The sequence below is a fragment of the Pseudomonas sp. MIL9 genome, assembly GCF_016887925.1.
Lineage (GTDB): Bacteria > Pseudomonadota > Gammaproteobacteria > Pseudomonadales > Pseudomonadaceae > Aquipseudomonas > Aquipseudomonas mohnii.
In genome coordinates this window covers 239122-265448 of sequence record NZ_JAFEHE010000005.1, presented here as the reverse complement: position 1 = coordinate 265448, position 26327 = coordinate 239122, and the positions used below count along the sequence as shown (strand labels likewise).

At 61.1% G+C, this 26327-nt stretch carries 27 protein-coding genes; 20 read left to right on the top strand and 7 right to left on the bottom strand.

All coding sequences use genetic code 11. The features are described 5' to 3' along the window. The first annotated feature begins 239 nt into the window (after nt 1-239). From JQF37_RS07810 to JQF37_RS07795, 4 genes are all read left to right on the top strand, one after another. Nucleotides 240-2153: a sigma-54-dependent Fis family transcriptional regulator gene (locus tag JQF37_RS07810; protein ID WP_130211352.1), complete on the top strand. Its 1914-nt coding sequence runs from the start codon at nt 240-242 to the stop codon at nt 2151-2153. 128 nt (nt 2154-2281) lie between these two features. Beyond that, nucleotides 2282-3631, top strand: a complete 1350-nt coding sequence (gene mpl, locus JQF37_RS07805; RefSeq protein WP_130211351.1) for a UDP-N-acetylmuramate:L-alanyl-gamma-D-glutamyl-meso-diaminopimelate ligase — start codon at nt 2282-2284, stop codon at nt 3629-3631. Beyond that, nucleotides 3628-4260, top strand: a complete 633-nt coding sequence (ubiX, locus tag JQF37_RS07800) for a flavin prenyltransferase UbiX (protein WP_047533771.1) — start codon at nt 3628-3630, stop codon at nt 4258-4260. The genes mpl and ubiX overlap by 4 nt, the downstream gene beginning before the upstream one ends. Next, on the top strand, nt 4253-4537 hold the full coding sequence (locus JQF37_RS07795; protein ID WP_130211350.1) for a YceK/YidQ family lipoprotein: 285 nt from the start codon (nt 4253-4255) through the stop codon (nt 4535-4537). Before ubiX ends, JQF37_RS07795 begins: the two co-directional genes overlap by 8 nt. Nucleotides 4538-4566: 29 nt before the next feature. Here JQF37_RS07795 and JQF37_RS07790 read toward each other — a convergent pair whose 3' ends face one another. The 3 genes from JQF37_RS07790 to JQF37_RS07780 form a co-directional block, all read right to left on the bottom strand. Further along, a complete protein-coding gene (locus tag JQF37_RS07790) occupies nt 4567-5208 on the bottom strand; it encodes an oxidoreductase (protein ID WP_130211349.1) in 642 nt (213 codons plus the stop codon). A gap of 27 nt (nt 5209-5235) precedes the next feature. After that, complete coding sequence (locus JQF37_RS07785) at nt 5236-6954, bottom strand: C13 family peptidase (protein WP_130211348.1); 1719 nt, start codon at nt 6952-6954, stop codon at nt 5236-5238. A 113-nt stretch (nt 6955-7067) separates the two neighbouring features. Further along, nucleotides 7068-7523 carry a MaoC family dehydratase gene (locus JQF37_RS07780; protein WP_130211347.1) on the bottom strand — a complete coding sequence of 152 codons (456 nt, stop codon included), beginning with the start codon at nt 7521-7523 and terminating at the stop codon, nt 7068-7070. A 194-nt stretch (nt 7524-7717) separates the two neighbouring features. Between JQF37_RS07780 and JQF37_RS07775 the strand changes: the two genes are divergently transcribed. Genes JQF37_RS07775 through JQF37_RS07765 form a run of 3 tightly spaced genes read left to right on the top strand, consistent with a single transcriptional unit; the run spans nt 7718 to nt 9398 of the window. Next, complete coding sequence (locus tag JQF37_RS07775; RefSeq protein ID WP_130211346.1) at nt 7718-8083, top strand: CidA/LrgA family protein; 366 nt, start codon at nt 7718-7720, stop codon at nt 8081-8083. Beyond that, nucleotides 8080-8796 (top strand): LrgB family protein, encoded by a 717-nt coding sequence (locus JQF37_RS07770; protein WP_130211345.1) that lies wholly within the window; start codon nt 8080-8082, stop codon nt 8794-8796. Before JQF37_RS07775 ends, JQF37_RS07770 begins: the two co-directional genes overlap by 4 nt. Before the next feature lie 11 nt (nt 8797-8807). Further along, nucleotides 8808-9398, top strand: coding sequence for an LON peptidase substrate-binding domain-containing protein (locus JQF37_RS07765; protein WP_130211344.1), 591 nt, complete (start codon nt 8808-8810; stop codon nt 9396-9398). Between the two features lie 6 nt (nt 9399-9404). On the opposite strand, the gene JQF37_RS07760 is transcribed toward JQF37_RS07765, so the two are convergent. Both JQF37_RS07760 and JQF37_RS07755 read right to left on the bottom strand, forming a co-directional pair. Then, a complete protein-coding gene (locus JQF37_RS07760) occupies nt 9405-10721 on the bottom strand; it encodes a bifunctional DedA family/phosphatase PAP2 family protein (RefSeq protein WP_130211343.1) in 1317 nt (438 codons plus the stop codon). A gap of 95 nt (nt 10722-10816) precedes the next feature. Then, nucleotides 10817-11515 (bottom strand): DNA-3-methyladenine glycosylase, encoded by a 699-nt coding sequence (locus tag JQF37_RS07755; RefSeq protein ID WP_196587176.1) that lies wholly within the window; start codon nt 11513-11515, stop codon nt 10817-10819. A gap of 189 nt (nt 11516-11704) precedes the next feature. Between JQF37_RS07755 and JQF37_RS07750 the strand changes: the two genes are divergently transcribed. From JQF37_RS07750 to JQF37_RS07690, 13 genes are all read left to right on the top strand, one after another. Further along, nucleotides 11705-12976, top strand: a complete 1272-nt coding sequence (locus tag JQF37_RS07750; protein WP_130204635.1) for a glutamate-5-semialdehyde dehydrogenase — start codon at nt 11705-11707, stop codon at nt 12974-12976. A gap of 1 nt (nt 12977) precedes the next feature. After that, nucleotides 12978-13667 (top strand): nicotinate-nucleotide adenylyltransferase, encoded by a 690-nt coding sequence (nadD, locus tag JQF37_RS07745; RefSeq protein ID WP_161793943.1) that lies wholly within the window; start codon nt 12978-12980, stop codon nt 13665-13667. A 73-nt stretch (nt 13668-13740) separates the two neighbouring features. Continuing rightward, nucleotides 13741-14235 carry a ribosome silencing factor gene (gene rsfS / locus JQF37_RS07740; RefSeq protein WP_130204637.1) on the top strand — a complete coding sequence of 165 codons (495 nt, stop codon included), beginning with the start codon at nt 13741-13743 and terminating at the stop codon, nt 14233-14235. Between the two features lie 9 nt (nt 14236-14244). Beyond that, a complete protein-coding gene (gene rlmH / locus JQF37_RS07735) occupies nt 14245-14712 on the top strand; it encodes a 23S rRNA (pseudouridine(1915)-N(3))-methyltransferase RlmH (protein ID WP_007937439.1) in 468 nt (155 codons plus the stop codon). 10 nt (nt 14713-14722) lie between these two features. Beyond that, nucleotides 14723-16618 carry a penicillin-binding protein 2 gene (mrdA, locus tag JQF37_RS07730; RefSeq protein ID WP_130204639.1) on the top strand — a complete coding sequence of 632 codons (1896 nt, stop codon included), beginning with the start codon at nt 14723-14725 and terminating at the stop codon, nt 16616-16618. A 31-nt stretch (nt 16619-16649) separates the two neighbouring features. Next, on the top strand, nt 16650-17753 hold the full coding sequence (gene rodA, locus JQF37_RS07725) for a rod shape-determining protein RodA (protein WP_090327560.1): 1104 nt from the start codon (nt 16650-16652) through the stop codon (nt 17751-17753). A gap of 17 nt (nt 17754-17770) precedes the next feature. After that, complete coding sequence (mltB, locus tag JQF37_RS07720; protein ID WP_090466901.1) at nt 17771-18781, top strand: lytic murein transglycosylase B; 1011 nt, start codon at nt 17771-17773, stop codon at nt 18779-18781. Beyond that, a complete protein-coding gene (locus tag JQF37_RS07715; RefSeq protein ID WP_130204641.1) occupies nt 18781-19788 on the top strand; it encodes a septal ring lytic transglycosylase RlpA family protein in 1008 nt (335 codons plus the stop codon). The genes mltB and JQF37_RS07715 overlap by 1 nt, the downstream gene beginning before the upstream one ends. A 259-nt stretch (nt 19789-20047) precedes the next feature. After that, nucleotides 20048-21205 carry a D-alanyl-D-alanine carboxypeptidase family protein gene (locus tag JQF37_RS07710; RefSeq protein ID WP_047533722.1) on the top strand — a complete coding sequence of 386 codons (1158 nt, stop codon included), beginning with the start codon at nt 20048-20050 and terminating at the stop codon, nt 21203-21205. 87 nt (nt 21206-21292) lie between these two features. Next, nucleotides 21293-21568, top strand: a complete 276-nt coding sequence (locus JQF37_RS07705) for a DUF493 domain-containing protein (RefSeq protein WP_130204643.1) — start codon at nt 21293-21295, stop codon at nt 21566-21568. Continuing rightward, the gene (gene lipB / locus JQF37_RS07700; protein ID WP_047533716.1) at nt 21568-22215 is read left to right on the top strand and encodes a lipoyl(octanoyl) transferase LipB; all 648 of its coding nucleotides are present in this window, start codon (nt 21568-21570) and stop codon (nt 22213-22215) included. Before JQF37_RS07705 ends, lipB begins: the two co-directional genes overlap by 1 nt. A 25-nt stretch (nt 22216-22240) precedes the next feature. Next, nucleotides 22241-23239 (top strand): lipoyl synthase, encoded by a 999-nt coding sequence (lipA, locus tag JQF37_RS07695; protein ID WP_161793957.1) that lies wholly within the window; start codon nt 22241-22243, stop codon nt 23237-23239. Nucleotides 23240-23409: 170 nt separating this feature from the next. After that, on the top strand, nt 23410-24360 hold the full coding sequence (locus JQF37_RS07690; RefSeq protein WP_047533711.1) for an LD-carboxypeptidase: 951 nt from the start codon (nt 23410-23412) through the stop codon (nt 24358-24360). Nucleotides 24361-24470: 110 nt separating this feature from the next. Here the strand turns inward: JQF37_RS07690 and JQF37_RS07685 are convergent, their stop codons facing one another. Both JQF37_RS07685 and arfA read right to left on the bottom strand, forming a co-directional pair. Continuing rightward, nucleotides 24471-25793, bottom strand: coding sequence for a lytic murein transglycosylase (locus tag JQF37_RS07685; RefSeq protein WP_130204645.1), 1323 nt, complete (start codon nt 25791-25793; stop codon nt 24471-24473). Between the two features lie 62 nt (nt 25794-25855). Next, a complete protein-coding gene (gene arfA / locus JQF37_RS07680) occupies nt 25856-26020 on the bottom strand; it encodes an alternative ribosome rescue factor ArfA (RefSeq protein ID WP_065908951.1) in 165 nt (54 codons plus the stop codon). Nucleotides 26021-26327: the final 307 nt, after the last annotated feature.

The window sequence follows — 26327 nt, the reverse complement described above, 5'->3', positions numbered from 1 at the left end:
GTAGAGCAAGGGTCGGGCCAGTGCCTTGCAGGTCAGGCAAATCAAGGCCTTGGACGATTTCTGTCGGACGGGCGGGCGGTGTCTGTGGCGCTTTCGGTACAGTGCCTGTGACACTTTGTACCGTTTGTGGCACAGCCTGTGACAGGCCGGTCTTGCCGGCATTGCAATGCAGGCTAGGCTGGAGGATGCTCGGCATCACCTCAACACGGGTCGCCGAGCCCCGGGGAGAATAATAAGAAATGCACGACAACCATTTGAGTCGCCATGCCCAGCAAGTACTGACTGTGACCCAGGGCAAAGCCCACCTGCACGGTCCTGGCAGCGATCCGTCCATCGCCCGCTCCTGGCTGCGCTGCCTTGAGGACTATCACCTCGATCCGGCCCTGAGCATGGCGCCGACAGTGCTGGAACATGGACGCGTCCTCGAAAGCCGTGAACGCCTGCAGCAAGTGCTGCACATCGCCGGCAGTGAAATGACCAGCCTGCATCAACAGCTTTCCGGCGCCGGCCATGCGGTGCTGCTGACCGACGCGCGTGGTGTGATCCTCAACTGTGTGACGGCGCCCGCCGAACGGAAGATTTTCGAGCGCGCCGGGCTCTGGCTCGGCGCCGACTGGAGCGAGGCCTGCGAAGGCACCAATGGCATCGGTACCTGTCTGGTGGAGCGCCAGTCGCTGACCATCCACCAGGACGAGCACTTCCGCGGCCGTCATACCGGCCTGACCTGCTCGGCGAGCCCGGTGTTCGACCCCCACGGTGAGCTGCTGGCGGTGCTCGACGTCTCGTCGGCGCGGCATGAGGTGTCGCGTCAGAGTCAGTTCCATACCATGGCCCTGGTCAATCTTTCGGCGAAGATGATCGAGAGCTGCTATTTCCTGCGTTACTTCGACAATCAATGGCTGCTGCGTTTTCATTTGCAGGCCGAGTCTGTCGGGCTGTTCAGCGAAGGGTTGCTGGCGTTCGATGGAGAAGGACGGATCTGTGCGGTGAATCAGAGCGCGCTGAACCTGCTGGGCCACGTGCGCGGGGGATTGCTGGGCAAGCCGGTTGAGGCATTTTTCGATTGTTCGCTGGATGAGTTGCTTGGCCGTGCGAGCGCCAATGCCAGCGCCAGTTGGCCGCTGCGCACCCGTGACGGGCGCAAGCTGTTCGCCGTATTGCGTGGGCAGCCGCGCCGCGTGCCAGTACCACTGGTGCCCAGTCCGGTGGTTGAGGAGCGTGCGCCGTCATTGGGTATCTGCCTGGGCGATGCCGGTTTGCAGGCGGATTTCCGCAAGGCCCTGCGGGTGTACGAACGGGATGTGCCGTTGCTGATCAACGGTGAAACCGGTTCGGGTAAAGAGGCATTTGCCAAAGCCGTCCATCGCGCCAGTCAACGGGTGGACAAGGCGTTTGTCGCCCTCAACTGCGCCGCCATCCCGGAAAGCCTGATCGAGAGCGAGCTGTTCGGCTATCGCGGCGGCAGCTTCACCGGGGCGCGCAAGGAAGGCATGCGCGGCAAGTTGCAACAGGCCGATGGCGGCACCTTGTTCCTCGACGAGATCGGCGACATGCCGCTGGCGATGCAGACGCGACTCTTGAGGGTGCTGGAGGATCGTCAGGTGGTACCGATCGGTGGCGAGCCGGAGGCGGTCAACGTGCGGATCATCAGCGCCACGCACCGCAATCTGCTGGAACGGGTGCAGGAAGGCAGTTTCCGTGAGGACCTGTTCTATCGACTCAACGGGCTGGAGGTCGCGCTGCCGGCATTGCGCGATCGCAGTGACAAATCGCAACTGCTGGACTTTTTACTGGCCGAAGAGGCGGGCGCAGAGCTGGTCGTGATCGACGGCCAGGCCCGCCAGGCCCTGCTGGGTTTCGCCTGGCCGGGCAACGTGCGGCAGTTGCGCAACGTACTGCGGACATTGGCCGCGTTGTGCGAGGGCGGGCGGATTGTGCTGGACGATTTGCCGGCGGTGATTCGCCAGACCCGACCGGCGGTTCAATCGGTCATTGAAGAGCCTGCCGAACATCCGCTGGAAGATGCCGAACGCCTGGCGCTGTTGAATGCGCTGGAGCAAACGCGTTGGCACATGACCCACACGGCTGAGCAGTTGGGAGTCAGCCGCAACACGCTTTACAGAAAACTGCGCAAACACGGTATCGCCCGCTAGGACCAGCCAGTCGGTGGGGGCACGGAAAGTCGTGCTTCCACAGGTCCAGCCATCAGCAGGGACTGAAACACAAGGTGCGATTTTCCCCTCCCTAAGCTAACCTGCGGCCATGTTTTACGAGGTCGACTATGCACATTCATATTCTTGGTATCTGCGGCACTTTCATGGGTTCGATGGCGGTTCTGGCCAAAGAGCTGGGCCATCACGTGACGGGCTCCGATGCCAACGTCTATCCGCCGATGAGCACCCAGCTCGAGGCCCAGGGCATTGAGTTGACCCAAGGTTATGACCCGGCGCAACTGGACCCGGCCCCCGACCTGGTGGTGATCGGCAACGCCATGTCCCGTGGCAACCCCGCCGTGGAATATGTGCTGAACAAAGGCCTGCCCTATGTTTCCGGTCCGCAATGGTTGGCAGACCACGTGCTGCAAGGTCGCTGGGTGCTGGCCGTTGCCGGTACTCATGGCAAAACCACCACCAGCAGCATGCTCGCCTGGGTGCTGGAGCATGCGGGCATGAGCCCTGGCTTCCTGATCGGCGGCGTGCCGCAGAATTTCTCGGTCTCGGCGCGCCTGGGTGATACGCCGTTCTTCGTCATCGAAGCCGATGAGTACGACAGTGCGTTCTTCGACAAGCGTTCCAAATTCGTGCACTACCGTCCGCGCACGGCGATCCTGAACAATCTGGAGTTCGATCATGCGGACATCTTCCCGGATCTGCCGGCCATCGAACGGCAATTTCATCACTTGGTGCGGACCATCCCGAGTGAAGGCCTGATCATTCATCCGACCACCGAGCCAGCCTTGCAACGCGTCATCGAGATGGGCTGCTGGACCCCGGTGCAAACCACGGGTGCCGGCGGCCAGTGGCAGGTCAAGCTGCTCAGCGAAGACGGCTCGAAGTTCGAAGTGATGTTCGAAGGCGCTTCCCAGGGCGTGGTCGAGTGGGACATGACCGGCCAGCACAACGTCGCCAACGCACTGGCCACACTGGCGGCTGCACGTCACGTCGGTGTGGTGCCGTCCATGGGCATCGCCGCGTTGAGCGCTTTCAAAAGCGTGAAGCGTCGCATGGAAAAAGTCGCGGAGGTGCGCGGCATCACTATTTATGACGACTTCGCTCACCATCCGACCGCCATCGCCACCACGCTCGACGGCTTGCGTAAACGCATTGGCGATGCACCGTTGATCGCCATCATCGAGCCGCGCTCCAATTCCATGAAGCTGGGTGCGCACCGTGACGGTTTGCCGGAAAGCGTGGTCGACGCCGACCAGGTGATCTGGTACGCACCGGCCAACCTCGGTTGGGATCTGGCGGGCACCGCCGCACTGTGTACGGTGCCGTCGATCGTCAGTGATTCGCTCGAAGGCATCATTGAACGCGTCAAGAGCCAGGCCCAGCCCGGCACTCACGTGGTGATCATGAGCAACGGCGGCTTCGGCGGCCTGCACGGCAAACTCGCCGAGGCGCTTAAATGAACAACGGCCCGGACCGCATCACGCTGGCGATGACGGGCGCTTCCGGCGCCCAGTACGGCTTGCGCCTGCTCGACTGCCTGGTGCGCGAAGAGCGGGAAGTGCACTTTCTGATTTCCAAGGCCGCGCAACTGGTGATGGCCACCGAAACCGACGTCACGCTGCCGGCCAAACCGCAGATGATGCAGGCCTTCCTCACCGAATACACCGGCGCTGCGGCGGGGCAGATTCGGGTGTATGGGAAGGAAGACTGGATGTCGCCGGTGGCCTCGGGCTCCGGCGCACCGGCGGCGATGGTGGTCGTGCCGTGCTCTACCGGGACGTTGTCAGCCATCGCGACCGGCGCCTGCAACAACCTGATCGAACGTGCCGCCGATGTGACGCTGAAGGAGCGTCGCCAACTGATCCTGGTGCCCCGTGAAGCGCCGTATTCGAGCATTCACCTGGAAAACATGCTCAAGTTGTCGAACATGGGCGTGACGATTCTGCCAGCATCGCCGGGCTTCTATCACCAGCCGCAAACCATCGACGACCTGATCGATTTCGTCGTGGCGCGCATTCTCAACCTGTTGAATATTCCGCAAGACATGCTGCCGCGCTGGGGCGAACACCATCTGACCAGCGATGAATAAGTTACTGGCGATTGTGCTGGCCTTGCAGTTGGCCGGATGCGCCACTGCGCGCACGCTGGATGCCGCGAAGCCGGGTGCGCCCGTGGTGTATTCGGGGACCCGGCTGGATTTGTATGCGATGAACGGTGGTTGCTGCGCGATGGACCGCTTCGGCGCCGAAGCGCCGAGCTATCCCGGCGTCGACCTGCCGGCCAGCGCACTGCTCGACACCCTGCTGCTGCCTTTGTCGTTGCTGACTGTAATCGGGGTCAGCTTTCAGGCGACAGGTGGGTTATAGGCAAGTCCCCTCGCCGCAAGTCGGCCAGTCTATTTGCCGAGCTTGCGCAGCTCATCCGACTCGACAATCCGCACTCCATTCTGTTCTTCCAGCGCCAGTCGCCACATGGCGCGGGCCATTTGGCAGGCCTCGATGCCGTGGTACTTGCCGGGTATCAGGCGAGACAGCGGGCCGGCGAGTTTCTCTGCCAGGCGCGGTTCGGTGCGCTCGCCCAAGAGCAGTGATGGACGGCAGATGGTCAGTTGCGGCCAGTCCTGCGCGCGCAATGCCTGCTCCATCTCGCCTTTGACCCGATTGTAGAAAATCGGAGACTTCGGATCGGCGCCCAGGGCGCTGATCACGATCAGGTGACGGGCGCCCATTTCCCGCGCCCGTTTGGAGAAGGCCACCACCATGTCCAGGTCCACCGCGCGAAACGCCTGTTCCGAGCCCGCCTGCTTGATGGTGGTGCCCAGGCAGCAATAGGCGATGTCGACGCGACCGTTCAATTGCGGGAGGAATACTGCCGGGTCGCCGACCGGGTTTTCAAGGTGGGGATGTTTGGCCAGCGCCCGGCGTGAGGGGGCCAGAACCCGCGTAATGGTGGGCTCATTGAGCAAACGATCGAGTAGATGCTCACCGGTCAACCCGGTGGCTCCGGCAAGCAGTACGTGCTGAGGCGTCAAGTACATAGTGTTTCTCCCTTGATACCCATCAGCTTAGTTGTTCTTTGTATCCTTGCTTTCAATGGCGGCACTTTGCAGGGCTTTGCGTGCCTGTTGTTTACGTAACAGCTGCCAGTGGGAGAGCACGGTTTTCGGTGCCCAGATCTGCGGTTCGGAGGCTTCGAAGCCATCGGCCAGCTCGCGCTCGGCGACAGTCGCCCTGGCCAACTTGAAGGCCTGTTCCAGATCATCGGTCTGGTTCAGGGCCTGGGCGAACAGGGCATCGCCGAAGTACGTGAAGTTGGCTTCTTCCGAACAGCCGAAAGACACGCGGTCAGCCCGTGTGGCGGTCATGATCAGGGTGCGTTCGTCCTTGAGGGCCGGGATGAAACCGCCGGAGTAGCAGGACGAAATCACAATGATCTTGTCGCGGTTTTTCAGCGGGGCGAGGACCGTGGCCAGTTCGTCGGCCGGCAGATCGGCCAGTTCCATGCGTGGCTGGTCGAGCACCAGTTCGTGTTCGGCGTTGCCGTGGCTGGTCAGGTAGATGAAAACCAAATCTTCCGGGCCGCTGCGTTCGGCCAGGGTCACGGCGGCGCGACGCAGGTTTTCCCGGGTGGCCATCGGACGGTCGACGAGGTGATCGCGATGGTTCACCAGGCGGATCTGGCCGAAGGCGCCGAAGCGGCTGGTGAGCATGTTGGCGACGTAGTCGGATTCGCGCAGGAAAACACTCAGATTGCCATCGCCGCCGAGGGTCAAGGTGTACAACTCTACGGCCGGGGTCGAGGTCGGTACATTGCCGAGTGCGTCCTCCAGCAGGTGGCCCTGGGCCAGCAGGCCGAGTTCGAGGGTGTCGGGGAGTAATTTGCCATTGGCATCGCGCACGCGCTGGCCGTTGACCCAGGTACCGCTTTGTACCGTGCCGTCCGTCAGCACCAGGGTGCCGCGACCGGAATAGCTGTCGTTGTCGAACTGGCCGATATAGAAACTGCCATCAGGCAGGTTCAGGCGACCTTGGCCGACAAAGCGCCAGTCGCTGAATTGACCGATGTAATGGCTGCCATCGGCGCCGATCAACTCGCCCTTGCCGTTCAGCGAGCCTTCCTCGAATTGGCCCAGCCAGACGTCGCCGTCGGCGTTTTCGTAGCGGCCCTTGCCGTGCAGTTGATTGTTCTTGAAACCGCCGACATAAATGTCGCCGTCGGCACTGTTGAACGTCCCGTTACCTTGCAGCTGTCCATCGACGAAGTGCCCGGTGAACTGATTGCCGTTGCCGTCCCCGCGCTGGCCTTCGCCGTTGGGCTTGCCGTGGGCGAACTGGCCCTGGTAGGTGCTGCCATCATCGAGTTCGAGACGGCCAAGCCCTGAATACTGATCGGCTTTGAATTCGCCGCGGTACGTCATGCCGTTTTCTTTGAGGGTGCCTTCGCCGTCGCGGCGGCCGAGTTTGAAGCTGCCGGTGAAGCTGCTGCCATTGGTGGTCAGGCTGCCCTGGCCGTCGAACAGCCCTTGCTTGAATTGCCCGCGATAAACCTCGCCGTTGCTGCCGTGCCATTCGCCCTGGCCATGCCATTGGCCTTGGTCGAACTCGCCGGCATACCAACTGCCGTTCGGGTAATCGATGCGACCCTGGCCTTGCAGCAGCCCATTGACCAGATCTCCACGATAGCGTCCGCCATCCGGCAGGCGGGCGTCAGGGGGCAGCGGCGATTCGCCGTCGCCGCAAGCGGTGAGCATCAGGGTCAAGGCAAGGAGTGCGAGTGAGCGCATAGCAGGATCCGGGCAATTAGGCGACGGAGTATGCCGCAGCTATGTGACCTTATACAGTCGGTATAAAAGGAGGTGATGCGAAACAGTACGGCCTGCTTCGCATCCGGGATGGTTTACACGAAGCAGAGCGACAAGGGCTCAGCAATGTACGCCGGCTTGTCCGAGCCTTCGATTTCCAGGGTCGCGGTGGCTTTGAGCAGCCATTGGCCGGGTTTCTTCTCGGTGACGTCGGTCAGGTCGACTTTGAGGCGCACGTTCGAATTGACCTTGACCGGCTGAATGAAGCGCACGCTGTCGAGGCCGTAGTTGACCACCATCTTCAAGCCCTCGGGCATGACGAGGATGTCTTCCATCAGTTTTGGAATCAGCGACAGCGACAGGAAACCGTGGGCGATGGTGCTGCCAAAGGGCGTTTGCGCGGCTTTGACCGGATCGACATGGATGAACTGATAGTCCCCTGTGGCTTCGGCGAACAGGTTGATGCGTTCCTGATCGATGGTGAGCCATTCGGAACGTCCAAGTTCCTTGCCGACATAATCATTGAGCTCTGCAACTGGAACATAGGGCATTGAGACTCTCCTTGGGTTCATCGGTTTTATAGTTTTGAATGGGGGGATTTTTGGCCTCCCGGCTTACCACTTTAGATCAACATGGCAAATTGCTCCGGTCAACCGACCATGCTTTTGGCGAATGCCGGTCTATAGCGCAGGCGTGCTTATAATGCCCGGGCCAATGCGGGTGACGGATTTGCGGGAGATGAAGAATGTTGTTACGTGGCCTGACCTGGCTGGTGCTGTTCCAATTGCTCGGCACCGCGATAAACCATTTGTTTTTGCCAGTGCTGCCGGGGCCGATTGTCGGTCTGCTGCTGTTGCTGGTGTTCCTGATCAGCCGTGGTCAGGTGGGTGAACCGCTGAACCTGGCGGCCAGCAGCCTGTTGCGGTATTTGCCCTTGCTGCTGGTACCGCCGGCGGTGGGCGTGATGGTTTACGCCAAAGACATTGCCGCGGATTTTTGGGCCATCACGGGAGCCTTGGTGTTGTCGCTGCTGCTGTCCATGGCCTTCGCGGGCGTGCTGATGCAGCGCTTGATCAAGCGTCACGCTCACCATCCCGAGGACAGCCAATGATCCTTGACTGGCAAGGCGCCTGGACGTCGGTGATTCACCATCCATTGTTCGGTATCGGCATTACCCTCGGCGCCTATCAGCTGGTACTGGCCGCATTCGAGAAAACCCGCTGGATCTTTTTGCAGCCGGTGCTGGTCTCCATGTTGCTGGTGATCGGTGTGCTGGTGGGCTGCGGGTTGACCTACGCCGAGTACCGCAAGAGCACCGAGATTCTCAGCATTCTGCTCGGCCCGGCGACGGTCGCGCTGGCCGTCCCGCTTTATCTCAACCTGCGACGGATTCGGCAGTTGTTCTGGCCGATTTTTACTACGCTGGTGATAGGCGGCGTGGTGGCTACAGGCATGGGTGTGCTGTTGGGCTGGTGGTTCGGTGCCGAACACATGATCCTGATGACCATGGCGCCGAAGTCGGTGACTTCGCCGATTGCCATGTTGGTGGCCGAGCAAATCGGCGGTGTCGCGGCGCTGGCGGCGGTGTTCGTGCTGATCACGGGTGTGATCGGGGCGATTTTCGGCCCGAGCCTGCTGACCCGGCTCGGTGTCCACAGCCCGGAGGCACGCGGCATGGCGCTGGGCATGACCGCCCACGCGGTTGGCACCTCGGTGGCCTTGCAGGAAAGTGAAGAGTGCGGCGCGTTCGCGGCGCTGGCGATGAGTTTGATGGGCGTGGCCACGGCGGTGTTCCTGCCGTTGGCGGTGTCGATAGTGGTTTGAAGGAAATGTCTATGAGTCTGCCGCTTTTTCCGCTGAACACGGTGCTGTTTCCTGGCTGCATCCTCGACTTGCAGATTTTCGAGGCGCGCTACCTGGACATGATCGGTCGCTGCATGAAGCAGGGCGGCGGCTTCGGTGTGGTGTGCATTCTAGACGGCGAAGAAGTCGGCATCGCTCCGGCGGGTTATGCCCTGGTTGGTTGCGAGGCGCTGATCACCGACTTCAAGCAGCAGGACAACGGCCTGCTCGGGATTCGAGTCCAGGGCGGTCGGCGATTCCATGTATTGCGCACCGAGGTTCAGCGCGATCAGTTGACCGTCGCCGAGGTCGAGTGGCTGGAAGATGAGCCTGAACAGCCATTACAGGAAGAGGACGCTGATCTGGTGGCCTTGCTCAACGCGCTGGCCGAACACCCGATGGTCGAAGCGCTGAACATGGGCACGGAAGCGACCGGCCAACAGTCGTTGGCCAATCAGTTGGCTTACCTCTTGCCGTTCGCCGAAGTGGACAAGATCGACCTGCTGCAACTCGATGATCCGCAGCAACGACTGGATGCGATTCAGGCGTTGCTGGACGAGTTGCAAGGGGAGTTGTTTGCCTGAGCTTTCTTAATAGGCATACCGCAGCATCGTGTGCGGTAAGTGCCGGATCACGAAGAACGCGAACAGCGCCACCAGCGCCGGCAATACCAGCCACCACACCCTGGGCGGCAGGGCGTTGAGCGAAGTCTTGCGCTGACTCAACCACAGGCTCGTCGCGCAAACGCTCGCCGCCAGCATCGCCCCGGCCAAAACATCCGTCGGCCAATGCACGCCGAGGTAGACGCGGGAAAGGGAGATTGCCAGCGCCGGCAGGCATCCCACCAGCAGCCAGGTCAGGCGCATCCGTGGTGGCTGTCCACGGCCGGCCAGCACGGCGATGGTCAGGAACAGCGCGAAAGAGCCTGACGCGTGGCCGCTGGGCATGCTGTAGCTGGTCAGTGGGTCGCTCAGCACTTCCGGACGTAGGCGTGTGAAAAAGTACTTGGTCAAGGTGTTGGCCAATGCGGTGCACATCAGCGTGCTGCCGGCAAAGATCGCCGGACGCCATTGCCGGGTGATCAGCAAAAGCCCGACCAGCAAGACACTGAACAGGAGCATGCTGCGAAATTCGCCGATCAGCGTGAAGACCACGGCCACTTCATCGAGCGCCGGGCTGCGGTGTTCCTGTACCAGGGCCATAATCCCCTGGTCGAGGGCCGTCAGGTGTGGATAGCTGATAAACAACCCTGCCAGAATCAGAAAACTCATGCTTGCAATGAACATCGTGGCTTTGCGGTGGCGACGCAGACTGCTGGTCGCGCTCAGTCCCACCATGACCGCAATACTGCCGACGACGATACCCGCCTGCGGCCAGAAGCCTTCGGGCAGCGGCAAGCGAATCGCCGCACCCGTGGCCCAGCCCGGCAATAGGTAGGCCACTGACCATCCCGCTCCTGCCAGCAGACTGACGGCGAAGAAGCGTGGGAATGGCATGTCGAACATCCCGGCGACCATCGGCAACATGGGCCGCAAGGGGCCAATGAAGCGCCCGACCAGCAGGCTGGCGATACCGTAGCGCTGGAAGTACGACTCGGCCCCGGCGATCCACTCCGGGTGATGACGCAGCCCGGGCAGGCGCCGGATGTTCTGATGGAAATGGCGTCCCAGGAAATAGGACACGACGTCGCCCAGTACGCCGGCGAGGAAGCCCAGCAATAACGTTTCGCTCAACGACAGCGCACCGCTGCCGGCCAGCACTGCCACGGCGAATAACAAAACCGTGCCGGGCACGATCAGTCCGGCAATCGCCAGGCACTCCACGAAGGCCACGATGAATACTGCCGCTGCCAGCCATTGCGGGTTGACCGTCAACCAGGCCGTCACGCTATCGAGCCATGGGCCCATAAAAACAACTCCATTGAATGTTCAATTGATCCTGCTGAACCCGCAGGGCTCTGGTAACGACGTCACCGAACCCTGTGGGAGCGGGCATAGGGTCGTCAGGACAGCACAAAATAATCGCGACCTTCGACCTGCCCCCGTCGCAGCGGGTTCCGCGTGCAATGGGCGGCATAGGCGCCGTCCACGAAGCGGTACATCAGGTGTTCGTCGCGCCCGTGGGGAATGCCCAGGCGGGTCGCCTGGATGATGTGTGGGGGTGTCTGACCGACGTCTTCCACCAGCAGCACTTCGTGATCGAAGCGTTTCGCGTCCCAGACGGGCACTTTCAGCCCCAGCGACTTGCAGAGCAATGTTTGCCCCGCGCACAGCTTCTGCGAGGGGCGAGGGCGGCCTTGGGCGTCGGGGTTGTTCAATAGCATCTGCGCCAGGCTCGCCGGCCCGCTGACCTCATCGACCCAAGGGTAGGCGGATTTGATCAGCACTGCGTTGCCAGGGCCTTGAGCGCTGAAGTTGAGGGAGTCGCCGCCACGGGCGTAATACATATAAATGTGGCCGCCATCCAGAAACAAAGCCTTACGCTTTTCTGTGTAACCGAGGGAGGCGTGACTGCCTTTTTCTTCGCAGTAATAGGCTTCGGTTTCGATAATCCGGGCACTGAGCCACAGGTCGCCGACCCGATGGCGGATGACTTTGCCCAGTAGATCCCGGGCCACTGTTTGGGCGTCACGGTCGAAAAAAGCGTCCGGGAGGCCCTTGGGCAGGCTCGCGGCGGACTCACGAACAGTCAGATTAGTCATGATGAACGGCGTTTATCAGGGCTGATTGAGTCGTGATGATAACAATTTGCAGCTTAATCCCGGCTGAACGTCGGCAAATTGCCCTCCATTTCGACCATCCGCCCGTCACCGCTGTTAGTCGGTGGACGCGACAGCTATAATCTGCCGCTTTACTCTTTACCACGACCTCGGAAAAGACCACGCCAGACCATGACTGAGTCCGTTCTTGACTACATGACCCGCTTGGGGATCGCTGCCCGCGAGGCTTCCCGCGTTATCGGCCGTGCCAGCACCGCGCAGAAAAACCGCGCCTTGCAGGCGGCTGCCAATGCGCTGGATGCTGCCCGCGCCGAGCTGACGGCCGCCAATGAGCTGGACTTGGCAGCCGGCCGCGCCAATGGTCTGGAGCCGGCGCTGCTTGAACGCCTGGCGCTGACCCCTGCGCGTATCGACGGCATGATCGTCGGCCTGCGCCAGGTTGCGGCGTTGCCGGACCCGGTCGGTGCGATCCGCGACATGAGCTATCGGCCTTCGGGTATCCAGGTCGGCAAAATGCGCGTGCCTTTGGGCGTGATCGGGATTATTTACGAATCGCGACCGAACGTGACCATCGACGCCGCCAGCCTGTGCCTGAAGTCCGGCAATGCGACCATCCTGCGGGGCGGCTCCGAGGCCATTCATTCCAATCGTGCCATCGCTGCCTGTATCCAGCGCGGTCTGGCCGAAGCCGATTTGCCGGCGGCGGTGGTGCAAGTGGTCGAAACCACCGATCGTGCAGCCGTTGGTGCATTGATCACCATGCCGGAATACGTTGATGTCATCGTGCCCCGTGGCGGTCGTGGCCTGATCGAACGGGTCAGCCGCGATGCCCGCGTACCGGTGATCAAGCATCTGGACGGCATCTGCCACGTTTATGTCAGTGCCCACGCCGACCTGCCGAAAGCCCAGCGTATCGCCTTCAATGCCAAGACTTACCGCTATGGCATTTGCGGTGCGATGGAGACGCTGCTGGTCGACCAAACCGTTGCCCGGGATTTCCTGCCGCCGATGGCTGCCCAGTTCCGCGAAAAAGGCGTCGAGCTGCGCGGTTGCGATCGCACGCGGGCTATCATCGAAGCGCTGCCGGCCACTGAAGAAGACTGGAGCACTGAGTACCTGGCGCCGATCCTGTCGATCCGCGTGGTCGACGGGCTGGAGCAGGCCATCGAGCACATCAACCATTACGGCTCTCACCACACCGATTCGATTGTCAGCGAACACCTGGGCGACACCCGGCGTTTCGCGGCTGAAGTCGACTCGTCGTCGGTGATGATCAACACCCCGACATGCTTCGCCGATGGCTTCGAATACGGATTGGGTGCCGAGATCGGCATTTCTACTGATAAGCTGCACGCCCGCGGCCCGGTCGGCCTCGAAGGTTTGACCTGCGAGAAGTACGTCGTGGTCGGTGATGGACAGCTGCGCGGACAGGAGTCGGTCTGACTTGGGCGACCTCGACCCGTCAGCTCCGGTCACTGGCAGCGAGCCCGCACCTCGCCGTATCGGCATACTGGGCGGAACTTTCGACCCGGTGCACATCGGCCATTTGCGCGGTGCACTGGAAGTCGCCGAATCATTGGCGCTCGATGAGCTGCGTCTGACACCCAGTGCCAGGCCTCCCCATCGGGATACGCCGCAGGTGTCGGCGAAAGACCGTCTGGCGATGGTCGAGTGCGCGGTGGCCGGTGTGGCGCCGTTGGTGGTGGACGCCCGCGAATTGCAGCGGGACAAACCGTCCTACACCATCGATACCCTGGAACTGATGCGCGCCGAACTGGCCGCGGATGACCAGGTTTTTCTGCTTTTGGGCTGGGACGCTTTTTGCGGCCTGCCCACTTGGCACCGCTGGGAAGAGTTGCTCCAGCATTGCCATATCCTGGTGTTGCAACGCCCGGATGCCGACAGCGAACCGCCGGATGCCTTGCGCAACCTGCTGGCAGCGCGCTCGGTGAGCGACCCGCTGGCCCTCAAAGGGCCGAGCGGACAGATTGCATTCGTCTGGCAGACACCGCTCGCGGTATCCGCCACCCAGATCCGTCAACTGCTGGCCAGCGGTAAGTCGGTACGTTTCCTGGTGCCCGACGCGGTCCTGGCCTACATCGATGCGCACGGACTTTACCGTGCGTCGAACTGAATAGGAGTGCCTCAAGGCACGTAGCAACAACGTGTATTGAAGCGCCCGAACATACGAGCAAAACGAGTTTTATATGACTGACAAAGACCAAACCAAAGTAAAGCGCAAAGGCACGTTCAAGAGCGCTCCGCTGCCAGTACCGGCAGCAACCGGCGTGGTTCTCGCCGGCGAAGAGCTGGTCAAGGTTGCCGTGGCGGCCCTGGAAGATGTGAAGGCCCAGGACATCCAGGTGATCGACGTTCGTGACAAGCAGAGCATCACTGACTTCATGATCATCGCTACCGGTACGTCCAATCGCCAGATCGGCGCGATGCTCGACAAGGTCCGCGAAGCGGTCAAGGCCCAGGGCGTCAAGCCACTGGGCGAGGAAGGCAAGGGCGACAGCGACTGGGTACTGCTGGATATGGACGATGTCATCGTGCACATGATGACGGCCTCCGCTCGCCAGTTCTATGACCTGGAACGCTTGTGGGCCGGTGCCGAGCAGAGCCGTTCGGCCAGCGCGGCTCACCACAGCCCTGAAAACACCCACGAGCACTTCACCAAGCTCAACAAAGACCAGGAATAAGGGCCCGCTGTGCGACTGCGACTGATCGCCGTCGGTTCACGCATGCCCAAGTGGGTGGAAGAGGGCTGGCATGAATATGCCAAGCGTCTTCCGTCCGAGCTGGCGCTTGAACTGGTGGAAATTCCGCTCAACACCCGTGGCAAGAACGCCGACGTGGCCCGCTTCATCCGTCAGGAAGGCGAAGCCATGCTGGCCAAGGTCGGGCCGAACGAACGTGTTGTCACCCTCGAAGTCCACGGCAAGCCCTGGAGTACCGAGCAGCTGGCGGTCGAACTCGATCGCTGGCGGCTGGACTCGCGCACGGTGAACTTCATGGTCGGTGGCCCCGAGGGGCTGGCGCCTGAAGTCTGTGCCCGTGCCGATCAGCGCTGGTCGCTATCGCCGTTGACGTTGCCGCACCCGCTGGTGCGAATTCTGATCGGCGAACAGCTGTATCGTGCCTGGACCGTGTTGTCCGGCCACCCTTACCACAAGTAGTTCTGCCCTCATGTCTCAGCCGATCCGCATCAAGGACCACGAAAAAGACGCCCGTCTGGTGCGTGGCCGTGTCGTGTTCGGGGCCATTGCGGTCGTGACGCTGATCGGCGTGTTGATCGCGCGGCTGTATTTCCTTCAGGTGATCCAGTACGAGTACCACTCGACCCTGTCGGAAAACAACCGCGTCCACGTGCAGCCGATTCCGCCACCCCGTGGGTTGATTTTCGACCGCAACGGTGTGGTCATTGCCGACAACCGGCCCAGCTTCAGCCTGAGCATGACCCGCGAGCGCTCTGGCGATTGGCAGCAAGTGCTCGATGTGATCGTCCAGGTGCTGGAACTGACGCCCGAGGACCGGGTGATTTTCGAAAAGCGCATGCGCCAGGGGCGTCGGCCGTTCGAGCCGGTGCCGATCATGTTCGAATTGACCGAGGAGCAAATCGCTCGAATCGCCGTCAACCAGTTCCGCCTGCCCGGGGTGGAAGTGGTCGCGCAACTGGTTCGTCACTATCCTCAGGGCGCGCACTTTGCGCACTCGGTGGGCTATATGGGGCGGATCAACGAGAAAGAGCTCAAATCTCTGGATCCGGTGAGTTACAGCGGTACCCATCAAATCGGCAAAACCGGCATCGAGCGCTTTTACGAGCCCGAACTGCACGGTCAGGTGGGGTATGAGGAAGTCGAGACCAACGCTCGGGGCCGCGTATTGCGGGTACTCAAGCGCACCGATCCGATTCCCGGCAAGGACATCGTCCTGAGCCTGGACATCAAATTGCAGGAAGCCGCCGAAGCCGCGCTCGGCGGTCGTCGTGGCGCGGTGGTGGCACTGGACCCGAAAACCGGTGAAGTGCTGGCGATGGTCAGCCAGCCGAGCTTCGACCCGAACCTGTTCGTCACCGGCATCAGCTTCAAGGCTTATTCCGAGTTGCGCGACTCCATCGACCGACCGCTGTTCAACCGTGTGCTGCGCGGTCTGTATCCACCGGGTTCGACCATCAAGCCGGCGGTAGCGATTGCCGGCCTGGATTCGGGCGTGGTCACGGCCTCGACGCGGGTATTCGACCCCGGTTACTACATGTTGCCCAACTACGACCACAAATACCGCAACTGGAACCGCACCGGGGACGGCTTTGTCGACCTCGATACGGCGATCATGCGCTCCAACGACACCTACTTCTATGACCTGGCCCACAAGCTGGGGATCGATCGCTTGTCGTCGTACCTGAGCAAGTTCGGCATCGGTCAGAAGGTCTCGCTGGACATGTTCGAAGAGTCTCCGGGCTTGATGCCTACGCGCGAGTGGAAGCGCGCAACGCGCCGTCAGGCATGGTTCCCGGGTGAAACACTGATTCTCGGGATCGGCCAGGGCTACATGCAGTCGACCCCGTTGCAACTGGCCCAGGCCACCGCGCTGGTGGCCAACAAAGGTATCTGGAACCGTCCGCACCTGGCCAAGACCATTGAAGGCCAGAAACCGGTGGATCCCAACCCGATGCCGGACATCGTCCTGCGTGACCCGTCCGACTGGAACAAGGTCAACCACGGCATGCAGCAAGTGATGCACGGCGCCCGTGGCACGGCGCGCAAAGCCTCGATCGGTGCGCAGTACCGGATCGCCGGCAAGAGTGGTACGGCCCAGGTGGTCGCGATCAAACAGGGTGAAAAGTATGACCGCTCCAAGGTTCAGGAACGCCATCGCGACCACGCCTTGTTCGTTGGCTTCGCGCCGGCCGATGATCCGAAAATCGTGGTGTCGGTGATGGTGGAGAACGGTGAATCCGGCTCCGGTGTCGCCGCGCCGGTGGTGCGTCAGGTCATGGACGCCTGGCTGCTGGATAAGGATGGTCGTCTCAAAGCCGAATACGCCAGCCCTAACAGCGCGGAGGCTACCGCCCGTGATGAATAATTTTGATCGCATGCTCTCCAGCGAGGATGTGATGCGTCGTCGTGCGACGCTGCTGCAGCGCCTGCACATTGATGGCCCGCTGCTGATTTTGCTGCTGACCCTCGCCGCCGGCAGCCTGTTCGTGCTGTATTCGGCCAGTGGCAAGAGCTGGGATCTGCTGGCCAAACAGGCGACCTCGTTTGGCATCGGTCTGGTGTCGATGATCGTCATTGCCCAGTTCGAGCCGCGCTTCATGGCCCGCTGGGTGCCGGTCGGTTATGTGCTCGGCGTGCTTTTGCTGGTGGTGGTGGACGTGATGGGCCACAACGCCATGGGCGCCACGCGCTGGATCAACATCCCGGGGGTAATTCGCTTCCAGCCTTCGGAGTTCATGAAAATCCTGATGCCGGCGACCATCGCCTGGTACCTGTCCAAGCGCACTTTGCCGCCGCAGCTCAAGCATGTGGGGGTCAGTCTGTTTCTGATCGGCTTGCCCTTCATCCTTATCGTGCGGCAGCCGGACCTGGGCACCTCGCTGTTGATTCTGGCCGGTGGTGCCTTCGTGCTGTTCATGGGCGGGCTGCGCTGGCGCTGGATTCTCAGCGTGCTGGCCGCCGCCGTGCCGGTGGCCGTGGCGATGTGGTTCTTCATCATGCACGACTACCAGAAACAGCGAATCCTGACCTTCCTCGACCCGGAAAGCGATCCACTGGGCACCGGCTGGAACATCATTCAGTCCAAGGCCGCCATCGGTTCCGGCGGTGTGTTCGGCAAGGGCTGGTTGCTGGGTACCCAGTCGCACCTGGATTTCCTGCCGGAGAGCCACACCGACTTCATCATCGCGGTCATGGGTGAGGAGTTCGGCCTGGTGGGCATCTGTGCGTTGCTGCTGATCTATCTGTTGTTGATCGGTCGCGGGCTGGTGATCACCGCCCAGGCCCAGACATTGTTCGGCAAATTGCTGGCCGGCAGCCTGACCATGACTTTTTTTGTATATGTTTTCGTCAACATCGGTATGGTCAGTGGCCTGTTGCCGGTGGTGGGGGTGCCGTTGCCGTTCATTAGCTACGGAGGAACTTCGCTGGTGACGTTGCTGTCAGCGTTTGGGGTTTTGATGTCGATCCATACCCATCGCAAGTGGATCGCGCAGGTTTGAATAAGGTGAAGATTTCAATGCAAGTAATGCATGGCTGGGCGACTCGATACGCGTCGTGGGTTGGCCTGGTAAGCATCCTTGGCACTGCGCAGGAAGCGTTGGCCGGCGATTACGAAGGTTCACCCCAGGTGGCCGAATTCGTCGGTGAGATGACCCGCGATTACGGCTTCGCCGGCGAGCAGCTGATGGGCGTGTTCCGTGAGGCCGAGCGCAAGCAGTCAATTCTGGACGCGATTTCGAAACCCGCCGAGCGGGTCAAGCAGTGGAGCGAATATCGCCCGATGTTCATCACCGATGCGCGCATTGCTCGCGGTGTCGACTTCTGGCGTCAGCACGAGGCGGTGCTGGCCCGTGCCGAGCAGGAATATGGCGTGCCGGCCCAGGTGATTGTGTCGATCATCGGCGTTGAGACCTTTTTCGGACGCAATACCGGTAATTTCCGGGTAATCGATGCGTTGTCGACCCTGGGTTTCGACTATCCTCCCCGTGCCGAATTTTTCCGCAAGGAATTGCGTGAATTCCTGCTGCTGGCCCGGGAAGAGCAGGTCGATCCATTGACCCTCAAAGGTTCCTACGCCGGTGCCATGGGCTTGCCGCAGTTCATGCCGAGCAGCTTTCGCGCCTATGCGGTGGACTTCGACGGTGACGGGCACATTAATATCTGGACCAACCCGGACGACGCCATCGGCAGCGTCGCCAGTTACTTCAAGCGTCATGGCTGGGTGGCCGGTGAACCCGTGGTCAGTCGCGCCGATGTCCGGGGTGATCAGGTGGACGATGGTTTGACCACCGGCATCGAACCGACGAAAACCGTCGGAGAATTGCGGGCCTTGGGCTGGTCAAGTCATGATGCGCTGCGCGATGATATGCCGGTTACCGCGTTCCGCCTGGAAGGCGACAATGGCCCCGAATACTGGATGGGCCTGAAGAATTTTTACGCAATCACGCGATATAACCGCAGCGTGATGTACGCCATGGCCGTACATCAACTGTCAGAACAGCTGGTCCAAGCACGGGGCGTCAAGTAATGCGGGCATTGCCTATGAATAAACCCCTGAAGCTGATGGCATTCGTCGCGTTGGCAGTGCTGGTCGCCAGTTGTTCGACCAGTCGCTCGCCCGGCCAGAAGTCCTCCACTGCCGTGCGTTCGGCACCGGGGCTGGACATCAACCGCGCCCACAAGGATGGCGCGCCGTGGTGGGATGTCGATGTGTCGCGCATCCCCGATGCCACGCCGACCCTGCACACCGGCCCCTACAAGGCCAATCCGTACACGGTGCTCGGAAAAACCTATTTCCCGCTGCAGGATTCCAAGACTTACGTCGCTTCGGGCACGGCGTCCTGGTACGGCACCAAGTTCCATGGTCAGAACACCGCCAACGGCGAAGTCTATGACCTGTATGGCATGAGCGCCGCGCACAAGACTTTGCCACTGCCAAGTTACGTTCGGGTGACCAACCTGGACAATAACAAGAGCGTGATCCTGCGGGTCAATGACCGCGGGCCGTTCTACTCGGACCGGATCATCGACTTGTCCTACGCCGCCGCCAAAAAGCTGGGCTATGCCGAAATCGGCACCGCGCGAGTCAAGGTGGAAGGGATCGATCCGCAACAATGGTGGGCCGCCAAGGGCCGACCGGCGCCCCTGATGCTCAACGAGCCGCAAGTTGCACAGAATAGTGCCCCGGTCATTACGGCATCGGCCGGTACCGTCGAGCAATGGACACCGCCACCACAGCAGCACGCTGCCGCCGTTGTGCCTGTCCAGCTCGATACTAAAAAAAACGCTTCTGCACCAGCCTCTGGCCAGTATCTGCAGGTGGGCGCGTTCGCCAACCCGGACGCTGCAGAGCTCCTGAGGTCGAAACTCAGCGGGATGGTGAGCACCCCGGTGTTCATCAGCTCGATCGTACGCAATCAACAGACGCTGCATCGGGTTCGACTGGGACCCATCGGTACGCCGGGTGAAATCCAGCAAGTGCAGAACAGCGTGCGTCTGGCCAATCTTGGCTCGCCGAGTGTGGTCACGGAGTAATACGTAGGACTTGATTGACGGTTCACTTGCAGTCGGGAGTGAACCAGGTTGTTGGCTCGTCGAGAACAAAAGCCCGGCAAAGGGTGACTGGAGTGAGCAACTGAATACGCGATGACTCGTAGGGTTTGTTCGAAAACTCGCCGAGCGGCGGTCACGCAAGCAGCGTCATCGTCGCGCAGGCCGTTCAAGAGCAAGGCCTGAAGGTTATTTGATTAGTTTTGCCCTTGGGCAAGTTTCCATTAGCGATTTCGAGAGACGGATGAACATCACCACCTTTGCCAAACGCCTGTGCCTTCTAGTCCCGCTGCTCCTCTCGCCTGCCGCGTTCGCGGCCGAGATGATGCCGTCGCCACCGCAACTGGCCGCCAAGGCCTACGTGCTCATGGACGCCAGCAGCGGCAACGTGCTGGTCGAGAACAATGGTGACCAGCGCCTGCCGCCAGCCAGCCTGACCAAGCTGATGACCGCCTACATCGCGACCCTGGAAATCCGTCGTGGCCAGATCGGCGAAAACGATCCGGTGACCGTCAGTGAAAACGCCTGGCGCACCGGCGGTTCCCGGATGTTCATCAAGGTCGGCTCGCAAGTCACTGTCAGCGACCTGCTGCACGGCATCATCATTCAGTCGGGCAACGACGCCAGCGTGGCGCTCTCCGAGCACATCGCCGGCAGCGAAGACGCGTTCGCCGACCTGATGAACAAAACCGTTGCCGACCTGGGCATGAGCAACACCCACTTCATGAACCCGACCGGGCTGCCGAACCCTGAGCACTACTCGTCTGCTCACGACATGGCGGTGCTGGCTCGCGCGATCATCCACGAAGACCCGGCCCACTACGCGATCTACTCGCAGAAAGAGTTCTTCTGGAACGGCATCAAGCAACCGAACCGCAACCTGCTGCTGTGGCGCGACAAGACCGTTGACGGTCTGAAAACCGGCCACACCGATGAAGCAGGCTACTGCATGGTGTCTTCGGCCGTGCGTGATGGCATGCGTCTGATCGCCGTGGTGTTCGGCACCAACAGCGAAGTGGCTCGCGCCGCCGAGACTCAGAAACTGCTGACTTACGGTTTCCGTTTCTTCGAAACCCAGACCTTCTATCAGAAAGGCGCCGAGCTGGCTCAGGCTCCTGTCTGGAAAGGCTCGACCAACCAGGTCAAGGCCGGTCTGGCTGAAGACCTGACCATGACCCTGCCGAAAGGCCAGCTGAAAAAGCTCGCTGCCAGCATGACCATGAACCCGCAACTGGTTGCGCCAATCGCCAAGGGCGACGTGATCGGTAAAGTCGAAGTGAAACTGGACGATAAGGTCGTGCACAGCGCTGATCTGATCGCTCTGGACGCCGTCGAGGAAGGTGGTATCTTCCGCCGCATGTGGGATAGCATCCGTCTATTCTTCTACAGCCTGTTCAACTGAATTTAGTGTGCACCTGCAAGGCTCCGTGCTGATCCAGCCCGGAGCCTTGCCCGTCGCCACGGCTTACGCTTACGAGGCCGTTACGCCATGACCGATACCGAAGTAAAGGCGCCAAAGATCGAATTCCCCAACGTTGATTACCCGGTTAAGGTGATCAGCGATACTGGCGTGGGCAACAAAGACAGGATCATCGAGATCGTCAGGAAACACGCGACGATCAACCATGACCGCGTGGATGAGCGCCAGAGCACCAACGGTAAATACACCACGATTCAGTTGCACATCGTCGCCACCGACCAGGATCAGCTGTACAACATCAACAGCGAACTGCGGGCGACCGGCTTCGTGCACATGGTGCTGTGATGCCTGGCACGCTGGGCTTTCGCGAACTCGGCCAGATGGCTTACGAACCGGTCTGGCATGCCATGCAACGCTTCACCAACGAACGCGGCAGCGATGCCGCCGACGAAATCTGGCTGGTAGAGCACCCGCCGGTGTTCACCCAGGGCCAGGCCGGCAAGGCCGAACACCTGTTGCTGCCGGGAGATATTCCGGTGGTGCAGGTTGACCGCGGTGGCCAGGTGACGTATCACGGCCCCGGGCAATTGGTGGCCTACCTGCTGCTGGACGTGCGCAAGCTGGGTTTCGGTGTCCGTGACCTGGTGACCCGAATGGAGACGTGCCTGATCGAGCTGCTCGCCAGTTATGGCGTGACGGCTGCGGCCAAGCCGGATGCGCCGGGTGTCTACGTCGACGGAGCGAAAATCGCATCCCTGGGTCTGCGGATCCGCCACGGTTGTTCCTTTCATGGCCTGGCCCTGAACGTGGACATGAACCTGGAACCGTTTCGACGGATTAATCCCTGCGGCTACGCCGGGCTGGCGATGACCCAGCTGAGCGATCACGCAGGATCGATTGAATTTGCCGAGGTAAGTGCCCGGCTGCGCGCGCAGCTCGTCAAACACCTCGACTATGCTGAGCAGACGACCCTAACGGGCGGAATCGACTGATATGACTACTGATGCAGTGCAAACCATGATCCCGACGCAGGATGTCACTGATCGTCCGGCCCCGCGTGCCAAGGTTGAAGCCGGCGTAAAGCTGCGCGGCGCCGAGAAGGTTGCACGCATTCCGGTAAAGATCATTCCGACCACCGAGCTGCCGAAAAAGCCTGACTGGATTCGCGTTCGTATCCCGGTATCCCCGGAGGTCGACCGCATCAAGGCCCTGTTGCGCAAACACAAACTGCACAGCGTGTGCGAAGAGGCCTCCTGCCCGAACCTGGGCGAGTGCTTCTCCGGCGGTACCGCGACCTTCATGATCATGGGTGACATCTGCACCCGTCGCTGCCCGTTCTGCGATGTGGGCCATGGTCGTCCGAAGCCACTGGATGTCAATGAGCCGGAAAGCCTGGCCATCGCCATCGCTGACCTGCGTCTCAAATACGTGGTGATCACCTCGGTAGACCGCGACGACCTGCGTGACGGCGGTGCCCAGCACTTTGCCGACTGCATCCGCGAAATCCGCAAACTGTCGCCGAACGTTCAGCTCGAAACCCTGGTGCCGGACTACCGTGGCCGCATGGACATCGCGCTGGAAATCACCGCGGCCGAGCCGCCGGATGTGTTCAACCACAACCTGGAAACCGTGCCGCGCCTCTACAAGGCTGCGCGTCCGGGGTCGGACTACCAGTGGTCGCTGACCCTGCTGCAACGCTTCAAGCAGATGATGCCGCACATTCCGACCAAGTCAGGCCTGATGCTGGGTCTGGGCGAGACCGACGAAGAAGTCATCGAAGTCATGAAGCGCATGCGCGAACACGACATCGACATGTTGACCCTGGGCCAGTACCTGCAACCGTCCCGCAGCCACTTGCCGGTGCAGCGTTTCGTGCACCCGGACACCTTCGCCTGGTTCGCCGAGGAAGGTTACAAGATGGGCTTCAAGAACGTCGCTTCCGGTCCGCTGGTCCGCTCCTCGTACCACGCCGACGAGCAGGCGAAGCTGGTCAAGGCCGAGTTGATGTCGTCCTGATGCGCTGAAGACAGGAAAACGCCCGCCAGGCATTGAGCCAGGCGGGCATTTTTTTGTCCTGTCCACGGCCATCACCGATTTTTCCTGCAACCTGCGGGGCAAAGAAGCCTCTTCTGTTTGTGCCCATTCCTGACTACTGTGTGTTGAGGATTTCACGCAGGGAGATATGGATGACAGTTCCACCGACCCACACTCTTTGTCCAAATGCTCCCGTTCCGGCATTGCCGATGGAAGGGCTGATTGGCGTCATTGCGCCTGCCGGTCCCGCTGCGCTGGACACCCACAAGGCCGTGCAGTGGATGCGCGCCCGAGGCTATTCGCTCAAAGTGTTTCCCGGCGTCTACGAAAAGGAAGGCTACCTGGCCGGTAGCGATGAGGTGCGGCTGAACGATTTGCATGCGGCATTTGCCGATCCTGAAGTCGACGCCATCATCTGCCTGCGAGGTGGTTACGGCACGCCACGCTTGCTTGACCGTATCGATTTCGAGTTGCTGCGCAATAACGCCAAGCCATTCATCGGTTATAGCGACATTACTGCGTTGCATCTGGCGATCAGTCGCCATGCAGGGTTTGTGACGTTCCATGGTCCACTGCTCAACGCCGACCTTCTCGGCAAACGACAACAACCCACCGAGTCTTCGTTCCTCAACATGCTGCGCGGCCATTTGAAGGCGGGCAGCGTGCTCGCGCACCCCGAGGCCTACCCATTGACCACCATCGCGCCTGGCATCGCTCACGGGCGTTTGCTGGGTGGGAACCTGTCGATGATTGCCGCGACCATGGGCACGCCTTACGAGATCGACGCCGAGGGTGTCATCCTGTTTATCGAAGACATCAACGAACCGCTGTATCGCATCGATCGCTTACTGACTCATCTGCGACTCGCCGGGACGCTGCGCAAGCTGCGTGGCGTTCTGGTCGGGGACGTGGCGGGGGTCGATGTGTCCTCCCTGGATCGATTGCTCAAGCAGGCGTTCGAGCCATTTCGGATTCCGGTGCTGTCCGGGTGGCGCAGCGGGCATTGTGACCCGAATTTGACGTTGCCCATGGGCGCGCTGGTCAGGCTGAATGCGGGCAGGCAAGAGCTGGTGCTGGAACAGGATGTGGTGATCAGGCGCTAGAACGTCACGGCCTGACAAGTCGTCATCGCGGGCAAGTCCCCCTCTGGCATCAAGGTGAATGCAGTATTTGCATGCAGCGTGATGTCAGTGGGGGCTTGCCCGCGATGCTTTCAGCGGCTGCGAAGACCTTCCAGCAACTTGTGCGTCGGGTAACCATCGGCCGGCCAGCCGAATGACTGCTGGGCGCTGCGGATCGCCTTGCGCGTGTTGGCGCCGATGATGCCGTCGGCAGTGCCCGCATCGTAGTTCTGCGCGCTCAGCAGGTTTTGCAGTTCAATGCGCTCCGTACGGCTCAATGGCAAATCATCTTTCGGCCAGGAGCCGTTGATCAGGCCCGCACCGTTGAAACGCTCGGCCAACAGGCTCACCGCCAGGGCGTAGGACGAAGAGTTGTTGTACTTGAGGATCGCCCGGAAGTTATCGAGCACGAGGAATGCCGGGCCGCGATAACCGGCTGGCAGCAGCAAGGCCGCAGACAGTTGCTCGGTGCCTGGCGGGACCTGCCCGCCATTGGGCAGCGTGATACCCAGTTGGCGCCATTCGGCGACACTTTTACGAATTGTGCCGTCAGCCAGCATGTAATTGAAGTTGCCCGGCAGTTGCACTTCGAAGCCCCATGGCTGGCCTTTCTGCCATCCGGAGCTTTGCAGGTAATGCGCAGTTGACGCGAGGGCGTCGCTGGCACTGCCCCAGATATCTCGGCGACCGTCGCCATCGAAGTCCACGGCGTGGGTGTTGTAGGTGGTCGGGATGAATTGGGTCTGGCCCATGGCGCCGGCCCAGGAACCGAGCATTTTCTCCGGTTCGATGTCGCCTTGTTGCAGGATCTGCAAAGCGGCGATCAATTGCGCGTGGGCGAAGCCGGGGCGTCGGCCTTCATAGGCCAGGGTCGCCAGCGAGTTGATCACCGACTTGTTGCCCTGGAATTGGCCGAAGTTACTTTCCATGCCCCACACGGCGACCAGGGCCTGGCGATCGACGCCGTATCGCTGCTCGATGCTTTGAAGAATGCCGTCGTATTGGCTGACCAGTGACTGCCCCTTACGCACTCGCAGTGGTGACAGGGCGCCGTCCAGGTATTCCCATACCGGCCGGGTGAATTCCGGTTGGCTGCGGTCGGCACGAATCACGCTGGGGTCGAAGCTGATGTTGGCGAAGGCGCGGTCGAAGAGGTCGGCGCGAATACCGGCGGCCATGGCGTCCTTGCGGAAACCGGCCTGCCATTCGGCGAAGGTCTGGGTCGGCTGGATGTCGAGATTGTCGTCGCTTGGTACCACTGGCGCTACCACTGCAGGGGCGGTGGTGACAGGAAGGGTCTGAAGCGGCTGGGCGTCGGCGGCGGTGGGTTTTTCCGCGCAGGCGACTAGCAAAATGAGGCTGGAGGCAGCTATCAATTGGCGCAGGTGCCAACGACGGGAAAGACAAAGGGGCATGCACGGGTCCAGGGAAAACGGATCAGGTGCAGACCTTAACATGTTGAGCGGATGCATGCCTTTCAGGCTGCCAGAAAGTAAGAAGCCTCCCAGCTATTAGACTGGAAGGCTTCGCGGCGGTAGCTGCCTTTGCCCTTGCCGGCTCGTTCCTGACGGCTGCGGAACAGTGGCTGGGCGATGATGGATTTGGCCTTGTTGGGGCCGTGTCTGGACGGCTTTTTGCTCATGATGGATTCTCGCAAGTGAGTGGTTTTTGCGGAGCAAATCATCGGCTGAAGTTGGGGTTCTGTCTATAGGGCGGGTTGTCAGTAAATACGCCGTACCCTGTAGGAGCGAGCCTGCTCGCGATGGAATCAGGAACACTGCGGGGAGCCAGACTCCCCGCGTTATCGTTAACGACCATCGCGAGCAGGCTCGCTCCTACAGGGGGGGCGGGGTTACTCGGCAGGCAGCGCCTTACGCTGCCTGCCGAGTAACCCCGCCCCCCCTGTAGGAGCGAGCCTGCTCGCGATGGTCGTTAACGATAACGCGGGG